This is a genomic window from Duganella sp. HH101, from assembly GCF_001758795.1.
GTDB classification, from domain to species: domain Bacteria; phylum Pseudomonadota; class Gammaproteobacteria; order Burkholderiales; family Burkholderiaceae_D; genus Rugamonas; species Rugamonas rivuli.
This window is the reverse complement of record NZ_LRON01000007.1, coordinates 63,939-83,527: the sequence shown is the minus strand read 5'-3', so window position 1 is coordinate 83,527 and position 19,589 is coordinate 63,939. Positions and strand designations below refer to the sequence as shown.

At 66.8% G+C, this 19,589-nt stretch carries 16 protein-coding genes; 10 read left to right on the top strand and 6 right to left on the bottom strand.

Translation table 11 applies throughout. The features are described 5' to 3' along the window. Window positions 1–40 precede the first annotated feature (40 nt). Window positions 41–1,087 carry a porin gene (locus DUGA2_RS13380; protein ID WP_070269835.1) on the bottom strand — a complete coding sequence of 349 codons (1,047 nt, stop codon included), beginning with the start codon at window positions 1,085–1,087 and terminating at the stop codon, window positions 41–43. Between the two features lie 279 nt (window positions 1,088–1,366). On the opposite strand from DUGA2_RS13380, the gene DUGA2_RS13375 reads away from it, so the two are divergent. Continuing rightward, window positions 1,367–2,161: an ABC transporter substrate-binding protein gene (locus DUGA2_RS13375; protein ID WP_229214681.1), complete on the top strand. Its 795-nt coding sequence runs from the start codon at window positions 1,367–1,369 to the stop codon at window positions 2,159–2,161. 188 nt (window positions 2,162–2,349) lie between these two features. On the opposite strand, the gene DUGA2_RS13370 is transcribed toward DUGA2_RS13375, so the two are convergent. Both DUGA2_RS13370 and DUGA2_RS13365 read right to left on the bottom strand, forming a co-directional pair. Beyond that, complete coding sequence (locus DUGA2_RS13370) at window positions 2,350–3,477, bottom strand: nuclear transport factor 2 family protein (protein WP_070269747.1); 1,128 nt, start codon at window positions 3,475–3,477, stop codon at window positions 2,350–2,352. 137 nt (window positions 3,478–3,614) lie between these two features. Beyond that, window positions 3,615–4,673 carry an AraC family transcriptional regulator gene (locus DUGA2_RS13365; protein WP_070269746.1) on the bottom strand — a complete coding sequence of 353 codons (1,059 nt, stop codon included), beginning with the start codon at window positions 4,671–4,673 and terminating at the stop codon, window positions 3,615–3,617. A 184-nt stretch (window positions 4,674–4,857) separates the two neighbouring features. Between DUGA2_RS13365 and DUGA2_RS33115 the strand changes: the two genes are divergently transcribed. Both DUGA2_RS33115 and DUGA2_RS13355 read left to right on the top strand, forming a co-directional pair. Beyond that, a complete protein-coding gene (locus tag DUGA2_RS33115) occupies window positions 4,858–5,490 on the top strand; it encodes a PEP-CTERM sorting domain-containing protein (RefSeq protein ID WP_070269745.1) in 633 nt (210 codons plus the stop codon). Window positions 5,491–5,568: 78 nt separating this feature from the next. Next, window positions 5,569–5,961: a nuclear transport factor 2 family protein gene (locus DUGA2_RS13355; protein ID WP_070269744.1), complete on the top strand. Its 393-nt coding sequence runs from the start codon at window positions 5,569–5,571 to the stop codon at window positions 5,959–5,961. 6 nt (window positions 5,962–5,967) lie between these two features. Here the strand turns inward: DUGA2_RS13355 and DUGA2_RS13350 are convergent, their stop codons facing one another. Continuing rightward, entirely contained in the window at window positions 5,968–7,053 is a 1,086-nt protein-coding gene (locus tag DUGA2_RS13350) for an ATP-binding protein (protein ID WP_070269834.1), read from the bottom strand. Then, the gene (locus DUGA2_RS13345; protein ID WP_070269743.1) at window positions 7,053–7,790 is read right to left on the bottom strand and encodes a response regulator; all 738 of its coding nucleotides are present in this window, start codon (window positions 7,788–7,790) and stop codon (window positions 7,053–7,055) included. Before DUGA2_RS13345 ends, DUGA2_RS13350 begins: the two co-directional genes overlap by 1 nt. A gap of 129 nt (window positions 7,791–7,919) precedes the next feature. Between DUGA2_RS13345 and DUGA2_RS13340 the strand changes: the two genes are divergently transcribed. The 6 genes from DUGA2_RS13340 to DUGA2_RS13315 all read left to right on the top strand — a co-directional run bounded on the left by DUGA2_RS13340 (window position 7,920) and on the right by DUGA2_RS13315 (window position 16,113). Continuing rightward, window positions 7,920–9,077 (top strand): efflux RND transporter periplasmic adaptor subunit, encoded by a 1,158-nt coding sequence (locus DUGA2_RS13340; RefSeq protein WP_070269742.1) that lies wholly within the window; start codon window positions 7,920–7,922, stop codon window positions 9,075–9,077. 28 nt (window positions 9,078–9,105) lie between these two features. Beyond that, complete coding sequence (locus tag DUGA2_RS13335; protein ID WP_070269741.1) at window positions 9,106–12,237, top strand: efflux RND transporter permease subunit; 3,132 nt, start codon at window positions 9,106–9,108, stop codon at window positions 12,235–12,237. Beyond that, the gene (locus DUGA2_RS13330) at window positions 12,234–13,649 is read left to right on the top strand and encodes an efflux transporter outer membrane subunit (RefSeq protein WP_070269740.1); all 1,416 of its coding nucleotides are present in this window, start codon (window positions 12,234–12,236) and stop codon (window positions 13,647–13,649) included. The genes DUGA2_RS13335 and DUGA2_RS13330 overlap by 4 nt, the downstream gene beginning before the upstream one ends. 80 nt (window positions 13,650–13,729) lie before the next feature. After that, window positions 13,730–14,233, top strand: a complete 504-nt coding sequence (locus DUGA2_RS13325; RefSeq protein ID WP_070269739.1) for a flavodoxin — start codon at window positions 13,730–13,732, stop codon at window positions 14,231–14,233. Window positions 14,234–14,409: 176 nt separating this feature from the next. Next, on the top strand, window positions 14,410–15,252 hold the full coding sequence (locus tag DUGA2_RS13320; protein WP_070269738.1) for a universal stress protein: 843 nt from the start codon (window positions 14,410–14,412) through the stop codon (window positions 15,250–15,252). 9 nt (window positions 15,253–15,261) lie between these two features. Then, on the top strand, window positions 15,262–16,113 hold the full coding sequence (locus DUGA2_RS13315; protein ID WP_070269737.1) for a universal stress protein: 852 nt from the start codon (window positions 15,262–15,264) through the stop codon (window positions 16,111–16,113). Between the two features lie 45 nt (window positions 16,114–16,158). Here the strand turns inward: DUGA2_RS13315 and DUGA2_RS13310 are convergent, their stop codons facing one another. Then, entirely contained in the window at window positions 16,159–17,910 is a 1,752-nt protein-coding gene (locus DUGA2_RS13310) for an alpha/beta hydrolase (RefSeq protein WP_070269736.1), read from the bottom strand. A 128-nt stretch (window positions 17,911–18,038) separates the two neighbouring features. Here DUGA2_RS13310 and DUGA2_RS13305 point away from each other — a divergent pair, with 128 nt between their 5' ends. Beyond that, a complete protein-coding gene (locus DUGA2_RS13305) occupies window positions 18,039–19,442 on the top strand; it encodes a bifunctional enoyl-CoA hydratase/phosphate acetyltransferase (protein ID WP_070269735.1) in 1,404 nt (467 codons plus the stop codon). Window positions 19,443–19,589: the final 147 nt, after the last annotated feature.

Genomic DNA, 19,589 nt, shown 5'->3' with positions numbered 1-19,589 from the left:
GGAATGGCCGGGCCTGGCCCTGGGCCACTGCCGAGCCAGCTCAAAACCGGTACTGTATTCCGGCCACCAGGCCGCGCTGGCTGTTCGCATAGCCAGGCAGATCGCGCAGCACGCCCGCCAGCTGGCCGTTTCGCGCCTTGCTGTAGGCCGCCATGCTGTACAAATCAGTCTGCGGCGACAACGCCAGCCGCCAGCCCAGCACCAGCATGGTGGGATCGGACGCGGCCGCCACGCGCCGGACATCGACGTGATACAAGGCGGCCGTCAGCGTGGTGTTCGACACCGTGTAATTAAGCCCGGCCCAGCTGGTCAGCGCCTCGACGTCCGCAGTCGACGGCGCGCCCGACGCCAGCTTGTAGCTGCGCGCCACCACCATCCATTTGTATGCGCCCTGCTGATAGATGGCGCCGGCGTGCGCCACCGTGCTGACATCGCGCCGACCGCTGGCCGCCGCCACATTGCCGTTGACCTGCTCCCAGGTCGCCATCAGGCTCCACTGAGCGCCACACCAGCACAGCGACATCGCCCCCCTGGCGCTGTCGTGTGCCGATCCGGGCTGCTCGCCGAAGCCGTAGTTGAGCCCGACCTGCAGCGCCTCGAAGCGGCCCAGATACTTGACCATATTGTCGAACGAAGTGGTATAGCCATACTTGTTGGGACTGACCGCGCTGGCCGACACCGTCCATGAGTAAAACTGCGCCAGCGCCAGCGGATCGAATACCGTGACCAGGTCGTGCACGGTGGTGAAGGAGCGCCCAACCACCACGCGCCCAAAGCCGCCCTCCAGTCCCACATTGGCCTGGCGCTTGAACAGGGGGCCGTCCGCCGCCCCGGCGTCCAGCAGCAGCGTGCCTTCGAGCTGGAACACGGCCGACAAGCCGCCGCCCAGGTCCTCCCTGCCGCGCAGGCCCCAGCGCGATGTGTTGGAGCCGCCCGAGGTGAGCCGGACCAGCGATCCGCCCGACGGCGCGGCCGCCGACGTGTAGTCGATGCCGGCGTCGAGTATGCCGTACAAGCGCACGCTCGACTGCGCCGCCGCGTGTCCAGCTTGAACAATCAACATGCCCACAACGATGCAGCGTTTCATGGCGGCCTCCGGATTCAAGCCTGCGCCGTTTTCGGCAGCGCCGCAAGGACCGGCCAAGTTTTGTTCCGAAAAAACGACTGATGCCGCAGCGCTACAAATATCGCTTGAGATCGGCTTCGGCGATATGGGACACTGCGTTGCTAACTGTTCCATCGAGGGCCATCCGCAATGTTGCTTTCATACGCCCGTGCCGCAAGCACGCTAGTGCTGTTGGCGTGGCTCTGTGCCGCCAGCGCGGCGGCCGAGTGCAACCTTGTTTTTCCGCCAAGCCCGATCCAGATGGACAGCCGCTACCAGTACGACTGGTACGTGCTGCGCACCGCGCTGAACAAAACCACGCCGCAATACGGCCCCTGCACCATGCGTCCGTCGACGATCCCGATGGGGCCCGCGCGCGTCACGCAGGAGCTGGCGACGCCGGCGGGCCGCATCAATATTTTCGTGCGCGCCACCAGCCTGGCGCTGGAAAAGCAATTCCTGCCGATCCGCATTCCGGTCGACAAAGGCTTGCTCGGCTACCGCATTTTCCTGGTGCGCTCGGACGACCTCGAACGTTTTTCCCGCGTACGCGATCTGCAGGATCTGCGCCCGCTGCGGGTGGGACAAGGCAAGGACTGGGCCGATGTGGCGGTGCTGCGGGCGGCCGGGATAACGGTGATCGAAGGCGCCAATTACGAGGGCCTGTTCGGCATGCTCACGGCCGGACGTTTCGACTACTTTTCGCGCGCGGTCGACGAAGCGCTGCGCGAACTCGACGAACATCGCGCCAGCCATCCGCAACTGGCGCTGGAGCCGGGCATACTGCTGCACTACCCGCTGCCGCGCTACTTCTTCGTGCGGCGCGACGCCGAAGGCGCGCAACTGGCCCAGCGCATACTGGCCGGATTGGAAATGATGATACGCGACGGCACGCTGGACCAACTATTCCGCCGCTACAAGGGCAAAACCATCGAACGCGCCAACCTGCTGCAGCGCCGGCTGATCCAGCTGCGCAATCCGGAGCTGTCGCCCGAGACCCCGCTTTCCCGCAGCGAACTCTGGTACGACCCTTGGCGCGCCGGCGCGCCGCGTTAATATTTTTATTTAAACAATCATCGCGTGAACCGCGCCAATCTCAGCCAGTTGGCCCAAGGCCCGACTCCCGACATGCCATCCGATCAGGCCTGCCCCACCATGAGGCTTGCGCTGCCAGCGCAAATTTAACGCTTTGGGTGGGTTCGATACGACTGGCCGCCCTCTTGGTCATGGGCCGGAAGTACTGGCTACTCGAACAAGCGAATCATCGATTCAGCCACGCCTACGGACGACTCCCAATTCATGCCAGTCACCACCCGGCCATCGACCTCGACATGACTTTTTCCATTCGCGCCATGCACGAATTTTCCGCCACGGCGTTTGATGCTGCCTTCCACCGAGAAGGGATAAGCCTTGAACACCGGCGATTCCTTGTTGAGGTAGGCGTCCGGGAAAGAGGTGAGCACCTTACCCTGGATGAGGAAAGTGCCGTCTTTTAGCTTCAAGTTCGAAATGCCCTCGGTGCCCTGGCAGATTGCGGCGATCACCCCGCCCTGCTGTTCATAGATGCGCAGCGCAATATCCTGGAGCGCCTTGTTCTCCGGGACACCGACGATGGCCGCACCGCCGCCGGCAAAAACGATGCCCGCATACCCGTCGGCCTTGACCTCGGACACGGGCTTGGTATGCGCGAGCGCCCACATGAAATCGCTGTCGTATAGATGCCGCTTCAGCAGCTCGTCCGACGTATTGATCATTTCCAGCGGCACGGCGCCGCCGTCCGGGCTGACGAAGTCGACAGCGTAGCCTGCCTTACGAAACGCATCGAAGGTATAGGCAAGCTCGGGGAAATTATTGCCCGTATTGACCTTGGTGCCGGGATATTGATGGGCATTCGACACGACCAGCAACACCTTCCGCGCATGGCGCGGGGCGTCCTCGCGGTAGGCCGACTTGCTGACGATTTTCCAAGTGCCAGCGATTTTTTTTAAGAGGAACACATCGACATAGCGGACTCCCTGCTTCGGCATGAGGATCTCGGCCTTGGCGGTGGCCACGGTGCCCGTCACATCCACGCTGATCAAGCGTCCGAACCGGCCATTAAATTGCGCTCTGTTCTCTTCTGAAAACAGTTTTGCATATTCCGGAGCGCTCATCTCCCGCACCAGATCGCCCTGGCCGTCCAGATACAGACGGGCGGTCGCATAGAAGGCCTGGTCGATGTCGCTGCGCAGATTGAAGCTGGTGCCATGCAAATACAGACGCACGGTCTCGCCCACCGCCTCCTCGTCGTTGCCTGCGGGAGCGGCCTTTCCGACGCCGGCACCGGTGAAAAACAAACAAAGCAATACCGCTCGCAATAGAAACTGACTCATGACTTTACCCTGAATTGACGTTTATCGGAGCAACGATCGTTCCCGGTCGTTGGTGGTCCATAATCTATCGGAGAAGTCAGGCAACCGCATTCGTAAAGCATGGTTTCAGACTCCGGAATCGCGATTCCGGAGAGGCTTCAGGCGGAAGTGGTCTCGTTCGACTGCGCGGATTCGGCTCGGAAGCTGGCGGGCGTCCGTCCGACGAGCTTCTTGAAGGTGGCGAAAAAGGTGGAATTGGAATTGAACCCACAACGCTCGGCAACGATTTCCAAGTTCAATTGCGGCTCGTCGCTTAGCAACTTCTTCGCATCGGCGATGCGGTACTCATTGACGTATGCATTGAAGCTCTTGTCTAGCTTGTCATTCAGAACCTGCGACACAACTGCCTGAGTGCATCCCGCTCTTTTTGCGAGCTGGGCCAGGCTCAGATTGGGGTTCAGATGTAATTTCTGCCCGGTCATGAGCTGATCAAGCGTAGCGAGAACGGCAAGCGCATCTTCGGGCATCAACTTGCGGTTCCGGTACTTCTCCTTGGCGTCGGAAGGAGCCAGGGATTCCCGACGCAGCAGGAATACCAGGACGGCGACGTGTAGCGAAAAGGTAAAGGACAACGCGCCAACAATATAGGACGTGAATGGCGTGCTCGCGTACGCTGCCAAAATGACCCAGCTGCCGAAGTAGACGCTCAATAAAAGAAAGGTGTTGGTCGATATCCGGCGTCCTGCCTCGATCAGCTCGCGGGGTGCTTGCCAGAGCGCCCTGCCGGCCGCCAACAGATAGCCAAGCCAGAAAGCATGAATTCCATAACTCGAATTGTCCCATATGTGACGATATGCCGAATATGGAAAGGCAACGCCGACGCCAATGACCAGGAAAGAAAAACCAAGATGCCAGCGCCATTGTCGATCCGCCGGCTGCTGAGAGAAGCTGGCCAGATAGTAGCGAACGTAAAGATAGGTCAAAGGGCCGATCAGCAGGCAGGCCGACAGGCCCAGTTGGCGGAATTCAAGCGCGATAGTCGGATTGAAAAAGAGGAAGGTGGACTTGGCGGTGCGGATCCCGACCGCAAGCAGCAATGCGCCAAGCATGCAGTCGGCAAGGCGGCGCGGTCGACGGCTGAAAAAATATACGGCCAGGAAAATGCCGTTGATGGCTCCCAAGGCACTAAACAGAAACAATAGTTGGCGAGCGATCATTGAGGATGCCGTGGATTTTTATTCGTCGAACTCAAGTATAGACACAAACCGGGTGCCTTAGCCCGAGGGCGATACGCCGTCGCCGAAAATATATTGATGCGATTTAAAACCTTTTGCCAGTTGTCTGGAATACACGGTTCGCGCGCCCAGGCTCGCCTCCCACAACCCAGAACGGACAACTGACATGAAAAAACTGCTACTGAAGGCTATCACCCTGGCCGGCATCGCCGCCGCCGCCAACGCCCACGCCGTTGCCGACCCGGCTGGCGACTTCCTCGCGGTCTACACCGGCAGCCACACCGCCGCGTTCGACGTGCTGTCGGCCGATGTCGGCTACAACGCCGCCACCAACGAGTTCGTGTTCCGCACCACCGCCGCCGGACCGATCGCCGGCGTGGCCGGGGCCGCCTATGTGTTCGGGCTGGACGTGGGCGGCTCCACCAACGCGCCCTTCGCCTCGGTCGGCCTGCCGGGCGTGACCTTCAATTCGACCGTGACGCTGCGCTCCGACGGCACCGGCAACGCCGGCGCCAACGCCCTGAACACCCACATCGTCGGCAACGAGATCTACTCCACCGTCTCGGCCTCGCTGTTGCCGTCGAAAGGCCTGGCGTTCAAGGATTACACCTGGACCGTGTGGTCGATCGACAGCCGGGTCAGCGGCCTGGGCCGCCTGGCCGACTTCGCGCCGGACGCCAACATCAAGGTCAGCGCCGTGCCGGAGCCGGCCACCTACGGCATGCTGGCCGTAGGCCTGGGCCTGCTGGGCGTGGTCGCCCGCCGCCGCGCGCGTGCGGGCGGCGATATCGCCGGCTGAGTATAGATGCTATCGGCGCGGCCCTGCCACAGCCGCGCCGGCGTCACGTAGGATGCCCTCTCAACCAGGAGACACCCTATGGATAACGCCCAAGCCGCGCAACCGCGCTTCAACGCCGAACAACTGGCCGCGCTGGAGCCGGTACAGAATTATTTCCAGGGCCACGCCCAGGACAACGCCGACTTCATGCGCCAGGCTTTCCTGCCGACGGCCCACATCGAATCGATGCGCGAAGGCGTATTCACCTCGTGGCCGCTGGCGACTTACTGCGAGCGCTTCAAAGGCACGCCTGCCGCCGACGAGGCGCAGCGCCGCCGCACGGTCGATTGGATCGAAGTCCATGGCAGCGCGGCCAGCGCCCGCATCACGCTGGTGCACGGCGCCACCACCTTTGTCGATTATTTCGTGCTGCTCAAGACCGCCGACGGCTGGAAGATCGCCAACAAGGCCTTCCACGGCCAGCCCACCTGAAGCGGTTTAGCTGAGCGCAGCCGGGCCAGGCATCGGCATCGGCCAGGCAATCTCGAACATCGCACCGCCATGGTGGCCGCGCCGGTAGGAGGCGACGCCGCCATGCGCCTCGGCGATGGCGCGCACCACCGCCAGCCCCAGCCCGCTGCCGCCCACCGCGCCGGCACGTGCATGCTCGCCGCGATGGAAGGCCAGGAACAGCTTGCCTTCCAGCTCCTCATCGATGCCGGGACCGGCATCCTCCACCTGCAACAAGTACTGCGCGCCCAGCACCCGCGTGCGGATGCGGATCACGCCGGGATCGGCATAGCGGCCCGCGTTGTCCAGCAAGGCCAGCAGGATCTGCCGCATGCGCGCGGCGTCGCAGCAGATGCGGCCCTCGGCCAGGTCCAGCGCCAAGCGGTAGCCCGAACGTTCCAGCTCCGGCGCCAGCAAGTGCGCGACGTCGCGGATGCAGCCGGCCAGGTCGCAGTCGGCCAGCTCCAGCTTCAAGTGGCCGCTGTCGAACATGCTCAACATGCGCAGGTCGTCGATCAGGCGCGACAGCCCTTCCACCTGGTGCAGCAAGCCGCGGAATTGTTTTTCATCGGGCTGGAACACGCCCTCGGCCAGCCCTTGCAGGCGGCCGCGCAAGATCGTCACCGGCGTGCGCAGCTCGTGCGCGATGGCGGCGTTCCACGTCACCATTTCCCGCTCCATGCGCTGCAGGCGTTCGGCCATGGCGTTGAAGTCGTCGACCAGCAAGGCGGTCTCGCCCAGCGAACGGTCGCCGGCCACGGCGCGCGCGGCCAGGTCGCCATGGGCGACGCGGCGCACGCTGTCGGCCACCGAGTTCAGCGGCGCCAGGATGCGCCGCGCCAGCCGCGCCGACGCCCACACCGCGAACACCAGCGCGACCATCGTCACCGACGCCATCCACACCCATTCCGTGCTGGTCGGTATCATGTCGCTCGGCCCGGACAGCAGGTCCGGCCGGTACTCGATCACCAGCGCGTAGAACACGTAGGAACCCAGCAGCACCACCAGCGTCATGCCCAGCGACACCGCCAGCATGGCCAGTGTGATCTGCCGGTTCAGGCCGGGACCGCGCATCATTCCGCATCCTCCAGCCGGTAGCCGACGCCGCGCAGGCTGGTCAGCACGCCGCTCATGCCGCAATCCTCCAGCTTCTTGCGCAGCTTGCTGACGTGGCTGTCCACCGTGCGTTCCAACGCATTGCCTTCGGGCAGACAAGCCACCAGCAGCTCGGCCCGCGTGAACACCCGCTTGGGCGCGCGCGCCATGTGGGTCAGCAGGCGGAACTCGGTCAGCGTCAGGTTCAGCGGCGTGCGCTGGCCGGCCGTTTCGGCGCTGGCCTGGTAGGTTTCCAGATCGATTTCCAGCGGGCCGCAGCGCAGCAGGCCGGCCGCCGGCGGCGCGTTGCGGGCGGCGGCGCGGCGCAGCACGGCGCCTACCCTCGCGGCCACCTCGGCCGGATTGAAGGGCTTGACCACGTAGTCGTCGGCGCCGATGCGCAGGCCCATCAGCTTGTCGATGTCCTGGTCGTGCGCGGTCAGCATGATGACGGGCGTGTCGCCGCGCTGGCGCAATTCGGCCAGCACCTTCCAGCCGTCCACGCGCGGCATCTGCACGTCCAGCAGCACCAGGTCGGGCTTGAGCGACAGGTGCATATCCAGCGCGATGCGGCCGTCGGCCGCGTGCACGGTGCGCAGGCCGTCGCGCGCCAGGTAGGCTTGCAGGATCTGGGCGATTTCGGATTCGTCCTCGGCGATCAGCACCAGCGGGCCGCCCGCAGCGCCTGCGGAAACCGGGGAATGGGGATTGAGCATGGATTCATTGAAAAAAAGTAACGTTCTCCATCATATCTCCATATTTCCTCAATGGATAGATCACGTAGCACCATTAAAGTCGCTACCCTGCATTCCCTCGTGGAGGGAAAACACTTTGGACGACTCGTTATGCAAATCAAGAACAACAAACTCAAGGCCCTGCCGGCATTGCTGTCCGGGCTCACCCTTCTGACCCTGGCCGCCTGCCGCCAGGCGCCGCCCGAGGAAGCGCCGCCGCCGGCCAAGGTGACGGCCATGACCGTGTCCGCCGGCCCGGTGGAACTGGCCGAGGACTTGCCCGGCCGCGTGACGGCCTTCCGCACCGCGGAGATACGGCCGCAGGTGGGCGGCATCGTCCAGCGCCGTTTGTTCGAGCAAGGCGCCGAGGTCAAGGCCGGCGCGCCGCTGTTCCAGATTCACACCGCGCCGTTCCAGGCCGATGCCGACACCGCCGCCGCCGCGCTGCAACGCGCCGAGGCGGCGCTGGTGCGCGCCAAACTGCAGGCCGAGCGCATCCGCCCGCTGGTGCAGGCCGACGCCGTCAGCCAGCAAAGCTATGACGACGCGGTCTCGCAGCGCGACCAGGCCCAGGCCGAAGTGGCCCAGGCCAAGGCCACGCTGGCGCGGCGCCGCCTCGACGTCGGCTACGCCACGGTGACGGCGCCGATCTCCGGCCGCATCGGCGAAGAGCTGGTGACGGAAGGCGCGCTGGTGGCGCAGACCGACGCCACGCCGATGGCCCGCGTGCAGCAGATCGACCAGGTGTATGTGGACGTGCGCCAGCCGGCCTCGATGCTGCGCACGCTGCGCGGCGACGCCGCCCATCCGCCCAAGGCCACCATCCTGGACGGCAACGGCAACAGCTACGGCCTGGAAGCGCGCATCCTGTTCTCCGGCATCAACGTCGACACCGGCACCGGCGACATGGTGTTGCGCATCCTGGTGCCCAACCCGGACCGCCAGCTGCTGCCCGGCATGTTCGTGCGCGCCCGCATCGGGCGCATGGCCGACGCCGACGGCATCCTGGTGCCGCAGCAGGCCGTGCTGCACGCCGGCGCCACCCGCGTCTGGGTGCTGGACGCCGCCGGCAAGGCCGCGCTGCGCGAGGTCAAGCTGGGCGGCCTGGTCGGCCACAGCTACCTGGTCACGCAAGGCCTGAAGAGCGGCGAGCGCGTGGCGGTCGAAGGACTGGACCGCATCCAGCCGGACACCAAGCTCGACATCTCGCCATGGAAGCGGCAAGCCGCCACCCTGGCCAACGTGGCCGCCCCGGCGGCGCAGCGTTAATACCGCAAGGATCAGATAGGAATACCCCATGCCTCAATTCTTTATCGACCGCCCGATCTTCGGTTGGGTGATCGCCATTTTCATCGTCCTGTTCGGACTGATCGCGATTCCGCAATTGCCGGTGGAACGCTATCCGTCGGTGGCGCCGCCCAGCGTCACCATCTCGGCCAGCTATCCGGGCGCGACGCCGCAGACCATGAACGACGCGGTGGTCAGCCTGATCGAACGCGACCTGTCCAGCGTCAAGAACCTGCTGTACTTCGAATCGTCGGCCGACACTTCCGGCTCGGCGCAGATCACCGCCACCTTCAAGCCGGGCACCAATCCCGAGCTGGCCCAGGTGGACGTGCAGAACCGCCTGAAGTCGGTCGAACCGCGCCTGCCGCAGGCGGTGCGCCAGAACGGCCTGTCGGTCGAATCGGCCGGCTCCGGCTTCCTGATGATCGTCGGCCTCAGCGCTTCCAACGGCAAGTACGACGAGATCGACCTCAGCGACTACATGGCGCGCAACATCGTCGAGGAGCTGCGCCGCATCCCCGGCGTGGGCCAGGTGCAGCTGTTCGGCGCCGAGAAAGCCATGCGCATCTGGGTCGACCCCGCCAAGCTGCTGTCCTACAAGCTGACCATGAGCGACCTGGGCACGGCGGTGGCGCAGCAGAACGCGCAGATCGCCCCCGGCCGCATCGGCGACACGCCGTCGCTGGCCGGCCAGCGCGTCTCGATCCCGCTGACGGTGCAGGGCCAGTTGCAGACGCCTGAAGAGTTCGCCGCCATCGTACTGCGCGCCAACCTGGACGGCTCCAAGGTCGTCATGGGCGATGTCGCCCGCGTCGAGCTGGGCGCGCAGAACTACGCCAGCGCCACGCGTGAAAACGGCCGCGCCGCCACCGGCGCCGCCGTCAAGCTGTCGCCCGGCGCCAACGCGGTCAAGACCGCCGACGCCGTGCGTGCGCGCATGCACGAGCTGAGCAAGACGCTGCCGTCCGGCATCGCCTACTCGGTGCCGTTCGATACCGCTCCCTTCGTCAAGATCTCCATCGAGAAGGTGATCCACACGCTGATCGAAGCAATGGTGCTGGTGTTCCTGGTCATGTACCTGTTCCTGCAAAAGATACGCTATACGCTGATCCCGGCCATCGTCGCGCCGATCGCGCTGCTGGGCACGTTCGCCATCATGCTGCTGCTCGGTTTCTCGGTCAACGTGCTGACCATGTTCGGCATGGTGCTGGCCATCGGCATCATCGTCGACGACGCCATCGTCGTGGTCGAGAACGTCGAGCGCCTGATGGCGACCGAGGGCTTGTCGCCCAAGGCCGCCACCTCCAAGGCCATGCGCGAGATCACCGGCGCGGTCATCGGCATCACGCTGGTGCTGACGGCGGTGTTCATTCCGATGGCGCTGGCCAGCGGCTCGGTGGGCGCGATTTATCGCCAGTTCACGCTGTCGATGGCAGTGTCCATCCTGTTCTCCGCCTTCCTGGCGCTGACCTTGACGCCGGCCCTGTGCGCCACGCTGCTCAAGCCGGTCGATCCGGGCCATCATCAGAAGACCGGTTTCTTCGGCTGGTTCAACCGCCAGTTCGACCGTATGAACCTGCGCTACGAAAGCGGCGTGGCGCGCGTGATCAAACGCTCCGGCCGCGTGATGCTGGTGTTCGCCGTGCTGGTCGGCATGCTGGTGTTCGCCTTCCGCGTGCTGCCGGCCTCCTTCCTGCCGGAAGAAGACCAGGGCTACTTCATCACCTCGATCCAGCTGCCGTCCGACGCCAGCACCGAACGCACGCTCGATATCGTCAAGCAGTACGAGGACCATCTGACCTCGCGCACCGGCATCGCCAACAACCAGTCCATCCTGGGCTGGAGTTTCACCGGCAGCGGCCCGAACGCGGCCATCGCCTTCACCATGCTGAAGGACTGGGACAAGCGCAACGGCGCCACCGTGCAGGAAGAAGTGGCGCTGGCCCAGGCCGCCATGTCGCAGACCAACGAAGGCATGGTGATGAGCGTGATGCCGCCGGCCATCGACGACCTCGGCAACTCGTCGGGCTTCTCGCTGCGCCTGGTGGACCGCGCCGCGCAGGGCGAAGCCGCGCTGAAGGCGGCGCAGGACAAGCTGCTGGGCCTGGCCGCGCACAGCAAGCTGGTGGCCGGCGTCTATCCGGAAGGCCTGCCCAACGGCACCAGCATCCGCCTCGACATCGACCGCCAGAAAGCCGAAGCGCTGGGCGTGAGCTTCGCCAGCATCAGCGACACGCTGTCGGTGGCCATGGGTTCGCAGTATGTGAACGACTTCCCCAACCGTGGCCGCATGCAGCAGGTGATCATCCAGGCCGACGCCAACGCCCGCATGCAGCTGGACGACGTGTTGCGCCTGCACGTGCGCAACGCGGCCGGCGGCATGGTGCGCCTGAGCGAAGTGGTGACGCCGCAGTGGCGCGAGACGCCGCTGCAAATGGTGCGCTACCAGGGCTATCCGACGGCGCGCATCAGCGGCAGCGCGGCGCCCGGCGCATCCAGCGGCGAGGCCATGGCGGAAATGGAAAACCTGGCCAAGCAACTGCCGCCCGGCTATGCGGTCGAGTGGGCCGGCGTGTCGCTGCAGGAAAGACAGTCGGCGGCGCAAGCGCCGATGCTGATGGCGCTGTCGATGCTGGTGGTGTTCCTGGTGCTGGCGGCCTTGTACGAGAGCTGGGCGATACCGGTGTCGGTGATGCTGGTGGTGCCGCTGGGCCTGATCGGCTGCGTGGCCGCCGTGATGATGCGCGGCATGCCGAACGACGTGTTCTTCAAGGTCGGCATGATCACCGTGATCGGTCTGTCGGCCAAGAACGCGATCCTGATCATCGAGTTCGCGCGCCAGCTGCACCAGCAGGGCAAGGGACTGGTGGAATCGGCCATCGAAGCGGCCCGCCTGCGCCTGCGTCCGATCCTGATGACCTCGCTGGCCTTCGCGCTCGGCGTGCTGCCGCTGATGCTGGCCGGCGGCGCCAGCTCGGAGACGCAGCACGCGATCGGCACCGGCGTGTTCGGCGGCATGGTCAGCGCGACCATCCTGGCGATCTTCTTTGTGCCGGTATTTTATGTCGTTGTAGTAGGCCTGGTTGAACGGTTCGGCGCCAAGCGCCAGCCGGCGGCCGACCTCGTGGAGAAACAAGCATGATGTGCAAACCTCGTATCCCAGCCAAGGCGCCGGCCGCGCTGGCCTTGGCCCTGCTGCTGGGCGCCTGCTCGCTGACGCCGGTGCTGGAGAAACCGCTGCCGCCGGTGCCTGCCAGTTTCGGCGGCCTCGCCGCCAGCCCGCCCGAGGCCGGCACAGGCGCGGACCTCGGCTGGAAAACCATGTTCGGCGATCCGCGCCTGCAATCGCTGATCGACCTGGCGCTGAAAAACAACCGCGACCTGCGGCTGGCCTTGCTCAACGTGCAGGCCGTGCGCGCGCAGTTCGACATCCAGGACAGCGCCCGCCTGCCGACGCTGAGCGCCAACGCCGGTCTGTCCCGGCAGCGCAGTCCGGCGGGCGGCGGATCGGCCGCCTCGGTGGGCAGCCAGAAGAGCGCGGGCCTGAGCGTCAGCGCCTTCGAGCTCGACTTGTTTGGCCGCGTGGCGGCGCTGTCCGAAGCAGCATTCGCCCGCTACGTGGCCAGCGACGCCAGCCGCCGCGCCGCGCAGATCGCCCTGGTCGGCGCGGTGGCCGACGCCTACTTCGCCCAGCGCCTGGCCGAAGAACAGCTGCTGCTGACCGAAAGCACGCTGACCGACTGGCAGCGCTCGCTGGAGCTGGCGCAGCAGCTGAAGAGCGCGCGCCAGCGCAGCGGTCTGGACGTGGCCGAAGCGGAAGGCCAGGTCGCCACCGCCCAGGCCGACCGCGAGGCGCGGCTGCGCGCCGTGGCGCTGGCGGGCAACGCGCTCGACCTGCTGACCGGCGTACACGCGCCCGCCGGCCTGCCGCCGGGCGTGGCGCTGGACAAGCAGCCGGTGCTGGTGCAACTGCCGGCCGGCCTGCCGTCCGACCTGCTGTCGCGCCGTCCCGACATCGGCCAGGCCGAACAGGGGCTGCTGGCCGCCAACGCCGACATCGGCGCGGCGCGCGCCGCCTTCTTCCCGCAGATTTCGCTGACCGCCAGCCTGGGATACGCCAGTCCGTCGCTGTCCGGCATGTTCGACAGCGGCCAGCGCGTGTGGTCGTTCGCGCCGCAGATCACGCAGCCGCTGTTCAACCACGGCAAGCTGCGTTCGGAGCTGAGGCTGGCGGAGGTGCGCAAGTCCGCCGCCGTGGTCGAGTATGAAAAGGCGATACAGACCGCGTTCCGCGAAGTGGCGGACGGCCTGGCGGGCCGGGCCACCTACGGCCGCCAGATAGAGGCGCAGTCGCGCGTGGTGCAAGCCGCCGGGCGGCGCCTGGCGCTGTCCCGCCTGCGTTACGACGCGGGCCAGGACAGCCGGCTGGAACTGCTGGATGCGCAGCGCCTGCTGTACGCCGCCCAGCAAAACCTGCTGGAACTGCGCCGCAACGAGTTCGGCAATGCGGTAGCGCTGTACAAGGCGCTGGGCGGAGGCCTGAGCAGCAGCTGAAGTTCGACGGCGCCGGAACTATGGCGCCGTCTCGCGGTCTAACCAGCGGGGTCCGATAGCGGGCCACGCAAGGAGCCGCCATGAAACCAGTCCTGATCGTGTACTACTCCCGCTCCGGCGTCACCGCCAAAGTGGCCGCCGCCCTCGCCCAGGCCTGCGGCGCGGACCTGGAGCGCATACAAGACGTGCGCCCGCGCACCGGTGTAACGGGCTATCTGCGCTCGGCCTGGCAAGCCCTGCGCCGCCAGCCCGCCGACATCGCCGCTCCCGAGCACCGCCCCGCCGACTACCTCTTCGTCATCCTCGGCACGCCGGTCTGGGCCGGTCGCATGAGCGCACCGATGCGCAGCTACATCCGGCAACAGCGCGAACACTTCCGCCGCATCGGCCTGTTCTGCACCATGGGCGGCAGCGGCGGCGCCGACGTGCTGACCGCCATGGCCGAGCTGTGCAACAAACTGCCGGTCGCCAGCATGAGCCTGCGCCAGCGCGACGTGCTCAGCGATGCCTATATGCCGACGCTGGCGGGCTTCGCCGACGAGCTGGCCGTCGTGCGCGACAGCGAGGCGGCGGCCAAAGCGTGACCTGGCCGGGCGCCGTGTTCGTCCGTATCACGCCAACCATCATTTCGGTGCTGGATTACGAGCAGGGCTTCGGCCACACCGAACTATATGAGGTATTGCCGGAAATTTGATCCACATCATATATTTTGCGAATAGCGTTTGTTAGCCTGAGTTTTTCAACAGACCAGGAGTACGCCATGTCCTACAAATCCATCCTCGTCCACGTCGACAACTCGGACACCGTCTCCGAGCGCGTCGCCGTGGCGGCCCGGCTCGCCAGCGAGCAGGACGCCCACCTGATCGGCGCGGCAGCGACCGGCGTGCTGTCGGAGTACTACCGCAACAGCGCCATGATGTACGCCGGCATGGTGCCGCAGGACCAGATCGACGACCTGACGCGCAGCGCCGAGCAGGCGCTGGACCGCTTCGAAGCCCAGGCCAGCGCGGCCGGCACGCGCTACGAGCGCCGCATCAGCGACGACGCGGCCCAGGACGGCCTGGTGCTGCAGGCGCGCTACGCCGACCTGGTGGTGCTGAGCCAGAGCGAGCCGGGCGACGAAGGCCTGCTGCTGGGGCCGGGCCTGGCGGCCTACCTGGCGCTGTACGGCGGCCGGCCGGTGCTGGTCGTGCCCTACGTCGGCAAATATCCGCACATCGACCGCCACGCGCTGGTGGCCTGGGACGGCAGCCGCGCCGCCACCCGCGCCGTCACCGACGCACTGCCGCTGCTGCGCCGCAGCGCCCGCGTGACGCTGGCCGTGTTCGATCCCAAGCGCCAGTACGGCGTGCACGGCGCCGAGCCTGGCGCGGACATCGCGCTGTTCCTGGCGCGCCACGGCGTCAAGGTCGAGGTCTTGCAGCAGCCCAAGCCGGAAGGCATGAATGTCGGCGAGGCACTGCTGTCGCTGTCGGCCGACCTCGGCGCCGACCTGCTGGTGATGGGCGCCTACGGCCACCTGCGCTGGCGCGAAATGGTGCTGGGCGGCGTCACGCGCACGCTGCTTGAGTCGATGACCTTGCCCGTCCTGATGTCGCACTGAGGCCCGACGATGAGCTACCAGACCATCGCGGTGCATTGCGACCAATCGCGGCACGCCCCCGCCCGCTATGCGCTGGCGGCTCAGCTGGCGCAAGCCACCGGCGCCCACCTGACCGGCGTGGCGACGACCGGCCTCTCGCGCTACGCCGAGTGGGACGACACGCTGGGCGCGTGGCCGCTGCCGCCCCACATCCTCGACCACCTGCGCCGGCAGGCGGCGGGCGCGCTCGCCGCCTTCGAGCGCGACACCACGGCGGCCGGCATCGGCAAATGGTCCAGCAGCCTGCAGGAGGACGACGCCGAAAGCGCCCTGCTGCTGCACGCCCGCTATGCCGACCTGCTGGTGCTGAGCCAGACCGACCCCGACGACATCCAGTTCGGCGTCAACCGTCCGCTGCCGCCGGAACTGCTGCTGCAAAGCGGGCGGCCGCTGCTGCTGGTGCCGAACGCGGCCAGCGCGGCCGGTGCACCGGCGCCCACGCTGGCGCGCCATCCGCTGCTGGCCTGGGACGGCAGCGCCCAGGCGGCGCGTGCCTTCACGGACGCGCTGCCGCTGCTGCGGCTGGCCGAGCGCATCACGCTGCTGGTGCTCAACCCCGACCGCGACCCGGCCCGCCATGGCAGCGAGCCGGGCGCCGACATGTCGCTGTTCCTGGCGCGCCACGGCTTGCGGGTCGACGTGATGCGCGAGTTCACCACCGTCGACACCGGCTCAGCCCTGCTGTGCGCGGCGGCCGAACGGGCTTGCGACTTGCTGGTGATGGGCGGCTACGGCCACCGGCGCCTGCATGAAACGCTGCTGGGCGGCGCCACGCGCAGCGTGCTGCGCGAGATGACGCTGCCGGTGTTGATCTCGCATTAATCTCGCACTAAGTAAAAGGGCCGCACCCGGTGCGGCCCTTCTTCTTCAATGCTCCATGACGAAGTGTCCTGGAGCCGGTCCCAACACTCTTCCCAGCCCCATGGCCGGCGGCGCGACACGCTGCCGCACCGAGCGGCGCACCAGCCATTGCTGCCAGTGCGGCCACCACGAACCCTCGCTGCGGTCGGCGCCAGACAGCCATTCGTCCGGGCTGTTGTAGCCGATGCCGCCGGCCGGATGGCTGCGGTAGCTGCGGCCGGCGTGGCCGGGCTCGGAGACGATGCCGGCGTTGTGCCCGCCCGAGGCCAGCACGAAATCGATGGGCGCGCCGGTCAGCAGATGGATCTTGTACACCGAACGCCATGGCGACACGTGGTCGCGCTCGGTGCCGACGACGAACATCGGCGTGCGGATGTCGGCCAGCGCCACCGGCTTGCCCTGCACCCGGTAGCGTCCTTCGGCCAGGTCGTTGCGCAGGAACAGGCCGTGCAGGTATTCGCTGTGCATGCGGAACGGCAGCCGCGTGCTGTCGGCGTTCCACGACATCAAATCGTTCGGCGCCGTCCGTTCGCCCAGCAGGTACTCGCGCATCATGCGCGACCACACCAGGTCGCGCGCGTGCAGCAGCTGGAACGAGGCCGCCATCTGGTCGCCGTCGAGGTAGCCCTGGTCCCACATCAGCGCGTCCAGCAGCGCCAGTTCGCTGTCGTCGATGAACAGCCCCAGTTCGCCTGGCTCGCTGAAATCGGTCTGCGCCGCCAGCAGCGAGACCGAGGCCAGCTTGCCGCGCGGCGCATGTTCGCCGGAATCGATGGCGGCGGCGGCGATCGCCAGCAGCGTGCCGCCCAGGCAGTAGCCCACCGCATGCACCGCCTCGCCGCCGCCCAGCCGGTCGGCCTGCTCCAGCGCGGCGAACACGCCGCGTTGCAGATAATCGTCCATGCCCATGTCGCGGTCGTGCTGGCCAGGATTGCGCCAGGACAGCATCAGCACCGTATGGCCCTGCTGCACCAGATAACGCACCAGCGAATTGTGCGGCGACAGGTCGAGGATGTAGTACTTCATGATCCACGACGGCACGATCAGCACCGGCTCGCGGTACACCTGCTCGGTCTGCGGCGTGTACTGGATCAGCTCCATCAACTCATTGCTGTAGATGACCTCGCCCGGCGTGACGGCCACGTCCTGCCCCGGCACGTAGCTGGCGCCGACCGGTTCCGGCACCGCCATGCCGGGCGGCGCCAAGTGGCGGCACAGGTCGCGTCGCCAGTTGAGCGCGCCATCGATCAGGCTGCGCCCGCCGCTGGTGGCCGCGGCCTGCAACACCTCCGGATTGGTCCAGAGGAAATTCGACGGCGAATACATGTCCAGCAGTTGGCGCGCGGTGAACGCCACCACCTCGGCATGGTGCGGCGCCACGCCGCGCACGCCGGTGGTGGCCTGGGCCCAAAAGCGCTCGGCCTGCTTGAACCCGTGTACATACTGCGAAAACGGCCACTGGCGCCAGGCAAAGTTATCGAAACGGCTATCGCCGCCGGCGCCGTCCTCGGGCGCCGCCGCGCCGGCCAGGCCGCCGATGCACTGCGCCGCCAGCTCGCTGCAGGTGCCCGGCGACACGGCCAGGTGCTGCCACCAGTCCTGGAACGCCAGCGACATCGCAATCGGCGACACGCCGCCGGTCAGGCGCGCCACCCGGCTTTGCACATACAGGTCGAGCGCATTGGCGCGCGGCGCGACCGTCGGGGCCGGCGCCGGTGTCGGCGCGGCCGGAACTACTTTCAACTGTGCATTCTTCACAAGTCCTCCTGGATAGACGATGGATGGATTATGGTTGGGGGGCGACCCGGAAGTATTTGATCTGGATCAAATACTTCCGCAAGCGCGCTCACTAGACTGCCCGGCATCGCCCACCACTTCCCACTGCCATGAACGACGCAGACGACCTCATCGAAAACATCACGTACGACGAACTCCAGGTCGGCCAGTGCGCCCGCCTGAGCCGCACGCTGGGCAAGGACGACATCGCCGCCTTCGCCGCCGTGTCCGGCGACGTCAACCCCGCCCACGTGGACCCGGAGTACGCCGACAAGACGCTGTTCCACGGCGTCATCGCGCACGGCATGTGGGGCGCGGCGCTGATCTCGCGCCTGCTGGGCACCGTGCTGCCCGGCCCCGGCACCATCTACCTGTCGCAGACGCTGCAATTCCTCAAGCCGGTGCGCATCGGCGACGAGCTGCGCATCACGGCCACGGTGACGGCCAAGGAGGAGGCCAAGAAGCACGTGCTGCTCGATTGCGAGATCAAGAATCAAAATGGCGCCGTGGTGCTGACCGGCGTGGCGACTGTCATCGCGCCGGTCGCCAAGGTGCGCCGTCCCCGCATCCACCTGCCGCCGCTGAGCCTGTCGCAGGTGCACGCCGACTACGCCAGCCTGATGGCGGCCGCCGCGCCGCTGGCGGCGGTCCGCTGCGCCGTGGTCCATCCCTGTGACGAAGCCTCGCTGCGCGGCGCCCTCGACGCCGGCGTCCACGGCCTGATCGTGCCGGTGCTGGTCGGGCCGCAGGCGCGGCTGCGCGCGGTGGCCGAGGCCGCCGGCCTGGCGCTGGACGGCATCGAACTGGTCGACGTGCCGCACAGCCATGCGGCGGCGGCGCGGGCCGCCGCCATGGCCGCCGCCGGCGAGGTGGAGATGCTGATGAAGGGCAGCCTGCACACCGACGAGCTGATCTCCGCCGTGCTGGCCGAGCCCAAGCTGCGCACCGCGCGCCGCCTGTCTCACGTGTTCCGCATCGAAGTGCCGCTGTACGACAAGGTACTGCTGATCTCGGACGGCGCGCTCAACATCCAGCCCGGCCTGGCCGAGAAGGTCGACATCGTGCAGAATGCCATCGACCTGGCGCACGCGCTGGGCACGGCCGAGCCGCGGGTCGCCATCCTGTCGGCGGTCGAGACGGTCACGTCCAAGCTGCCGTCCACGCTGGACGCGGCGGCGCTGTGCAAGATGGCCGAGCGCGGCCAGATCAGCGGCGCGCTGCTCGACGGCCCGCTGGGCTTCGACAACGCCATCTCGCCGGTGGCCGCGCGCGCCAAGGGCATTGCCTCGGCGGTGGCCGGCCATGCCGACATCCTGATCGCGCCCGACCTGGAGGCGGGCAACCTGCTGGCCAAGCAGCTCGAATACCTGGCTGGCGCCGCCGTCTGCGGCGTGGTGCTGGGCGCGGCCGTGCCAATCGCCCTGACCAGCCGCGCCGGCGACGCCGCCGCCCGCACCGCCTCGGCCGCGCTGGCGCTGCTGCTGGCCCACCGCTACCGCCAGCAGCGGCCGTAGCCGCCCGCCCGGCAACGGCGGCGGCCAGCACAGGCCGCCGTCCATCCGTTGAAATTTGATCTACATCAATTACACCGCCTGTGCCGCCGCCTTACACTGCGTTCGCCGCTTGACAGGCGGCACTACTTTTCCCATCACAAGGAGTTT

What these genes read in the sequence shown, in the direction of transcription:
- DUGA2_RS13380 (WP_070269835.1), bottom strand. Translation starts at nt 1,087, where the DNA reads ATGAAACGCTGCATCGTTGTGGGCATGTTGATTGTTCAAGCTGGACAC.
- DUGA2_RS13375 (WP_229214681.1), top strand. Translation starts at nt 1,367, where the DNA reads ATGGACAGCCGCTACCAGTACGACTGGTACGTGCTGCGCACCGCGCTG.
- DUGA2_RS13370 (WP_070269747.1), bottom strand. Translation starts at nt 3,477, where the DNA reads ATGAGTCAGTTTCTATTGCGAGCGGTATTGCTTTGTTTGTTTTTCACC.
- DUGA2_RS13365 (WP_070269746.1), bottom strand. Translation starts at nt 4,673, where the DNA reads ATGATCGCTCGCCAACTATTGTTTCTGTTTAGTGCCTTGGGAGCCATC.
- DUGA2_RS33115 (WP_070269745.1), top strand. Translation starts at nt 4,858, where the DNA reads ATGAAAAAACTGCTACTGAAGGCTATCACCCTGGCCGGCATCGCCGCC.
- DUGA2_RS13355 (WP_070269744.1), top strand. Translation starts at nt 5,569, where the DNA reads ATGGATAACGCCCAAGCCGCGCAACCGCGCTTCAACGCCGAACAACTG.
- DUGA2_RS13350 (WP_070269834.1), bottom strand. Translation starts at nt 7,053, where the DNA reads ATGCGCGGTCCCGGCCTGAACCGGCAGATCACACTGGCCATGCTGGCG.
- DUGA2_RS13345 (WP_070269743.1), bottom strand. Translation starts at nt 7,790, where the DNA reads ATGCTCAATCCCCATTCCCCGGTTTCCGCAGGCGCTGCGGGCGGCCCG.
- DUGA2_RS13340 (WP_070269742.1), top strand. Translation starts at nt 7,920, where the DNA reads ATGCAAATCAAGAACAACAAACTCAAGGCCCTGCCGGCATTGCTGTCC.
- DUGA2_RS13335 (WP_070269741.1), top strand. Translation starts at nt 9,106, where the DNA reads ATGCCTCAATTCTTTATCGACCGCCCGATCTTCGGTTGGGTGATCGCC.
- DUGA2_RS13330 (WP_070269740.1), top strand. Translation starts at nt 12,234, where the DNA reads ATGATGTGCAAACCTCGTATCCCAGCCAAGGCGCCGGCCGCGCTGGCC.
- DUGA2_RS13325 (WP_070269739.1), top strand. Translation starts at nt 13,730, where the DNA reads ATGAAACCAGTCCTGATCGTGTACTACTCCCGCTCCGGCGTCACCGCC.
- DUGA2_RS13320 (WP_070269738.1), top strand. Translation starts at nt 14,410, where the DNA reads ATGTCCTACAAATCCATCCTCGTCCACGTCGACAACTCGGACACCGTC.
- DUGA2_RS13315 (WP_070269737.1), top strand. Translation starts at nt 15,262, where the DNA reads ATGAGCTACCAGACCATCGCGGTGCATTGCGACCAATCGCGGCACGCC.
- DUGA2_RS13305 (WP_070269735.1), top strand. Translation starts at nt 18,039, where the DNA reads ATGAACGACGCAGACGACCTCATCGAAAACATCACGTACGACGAACTC.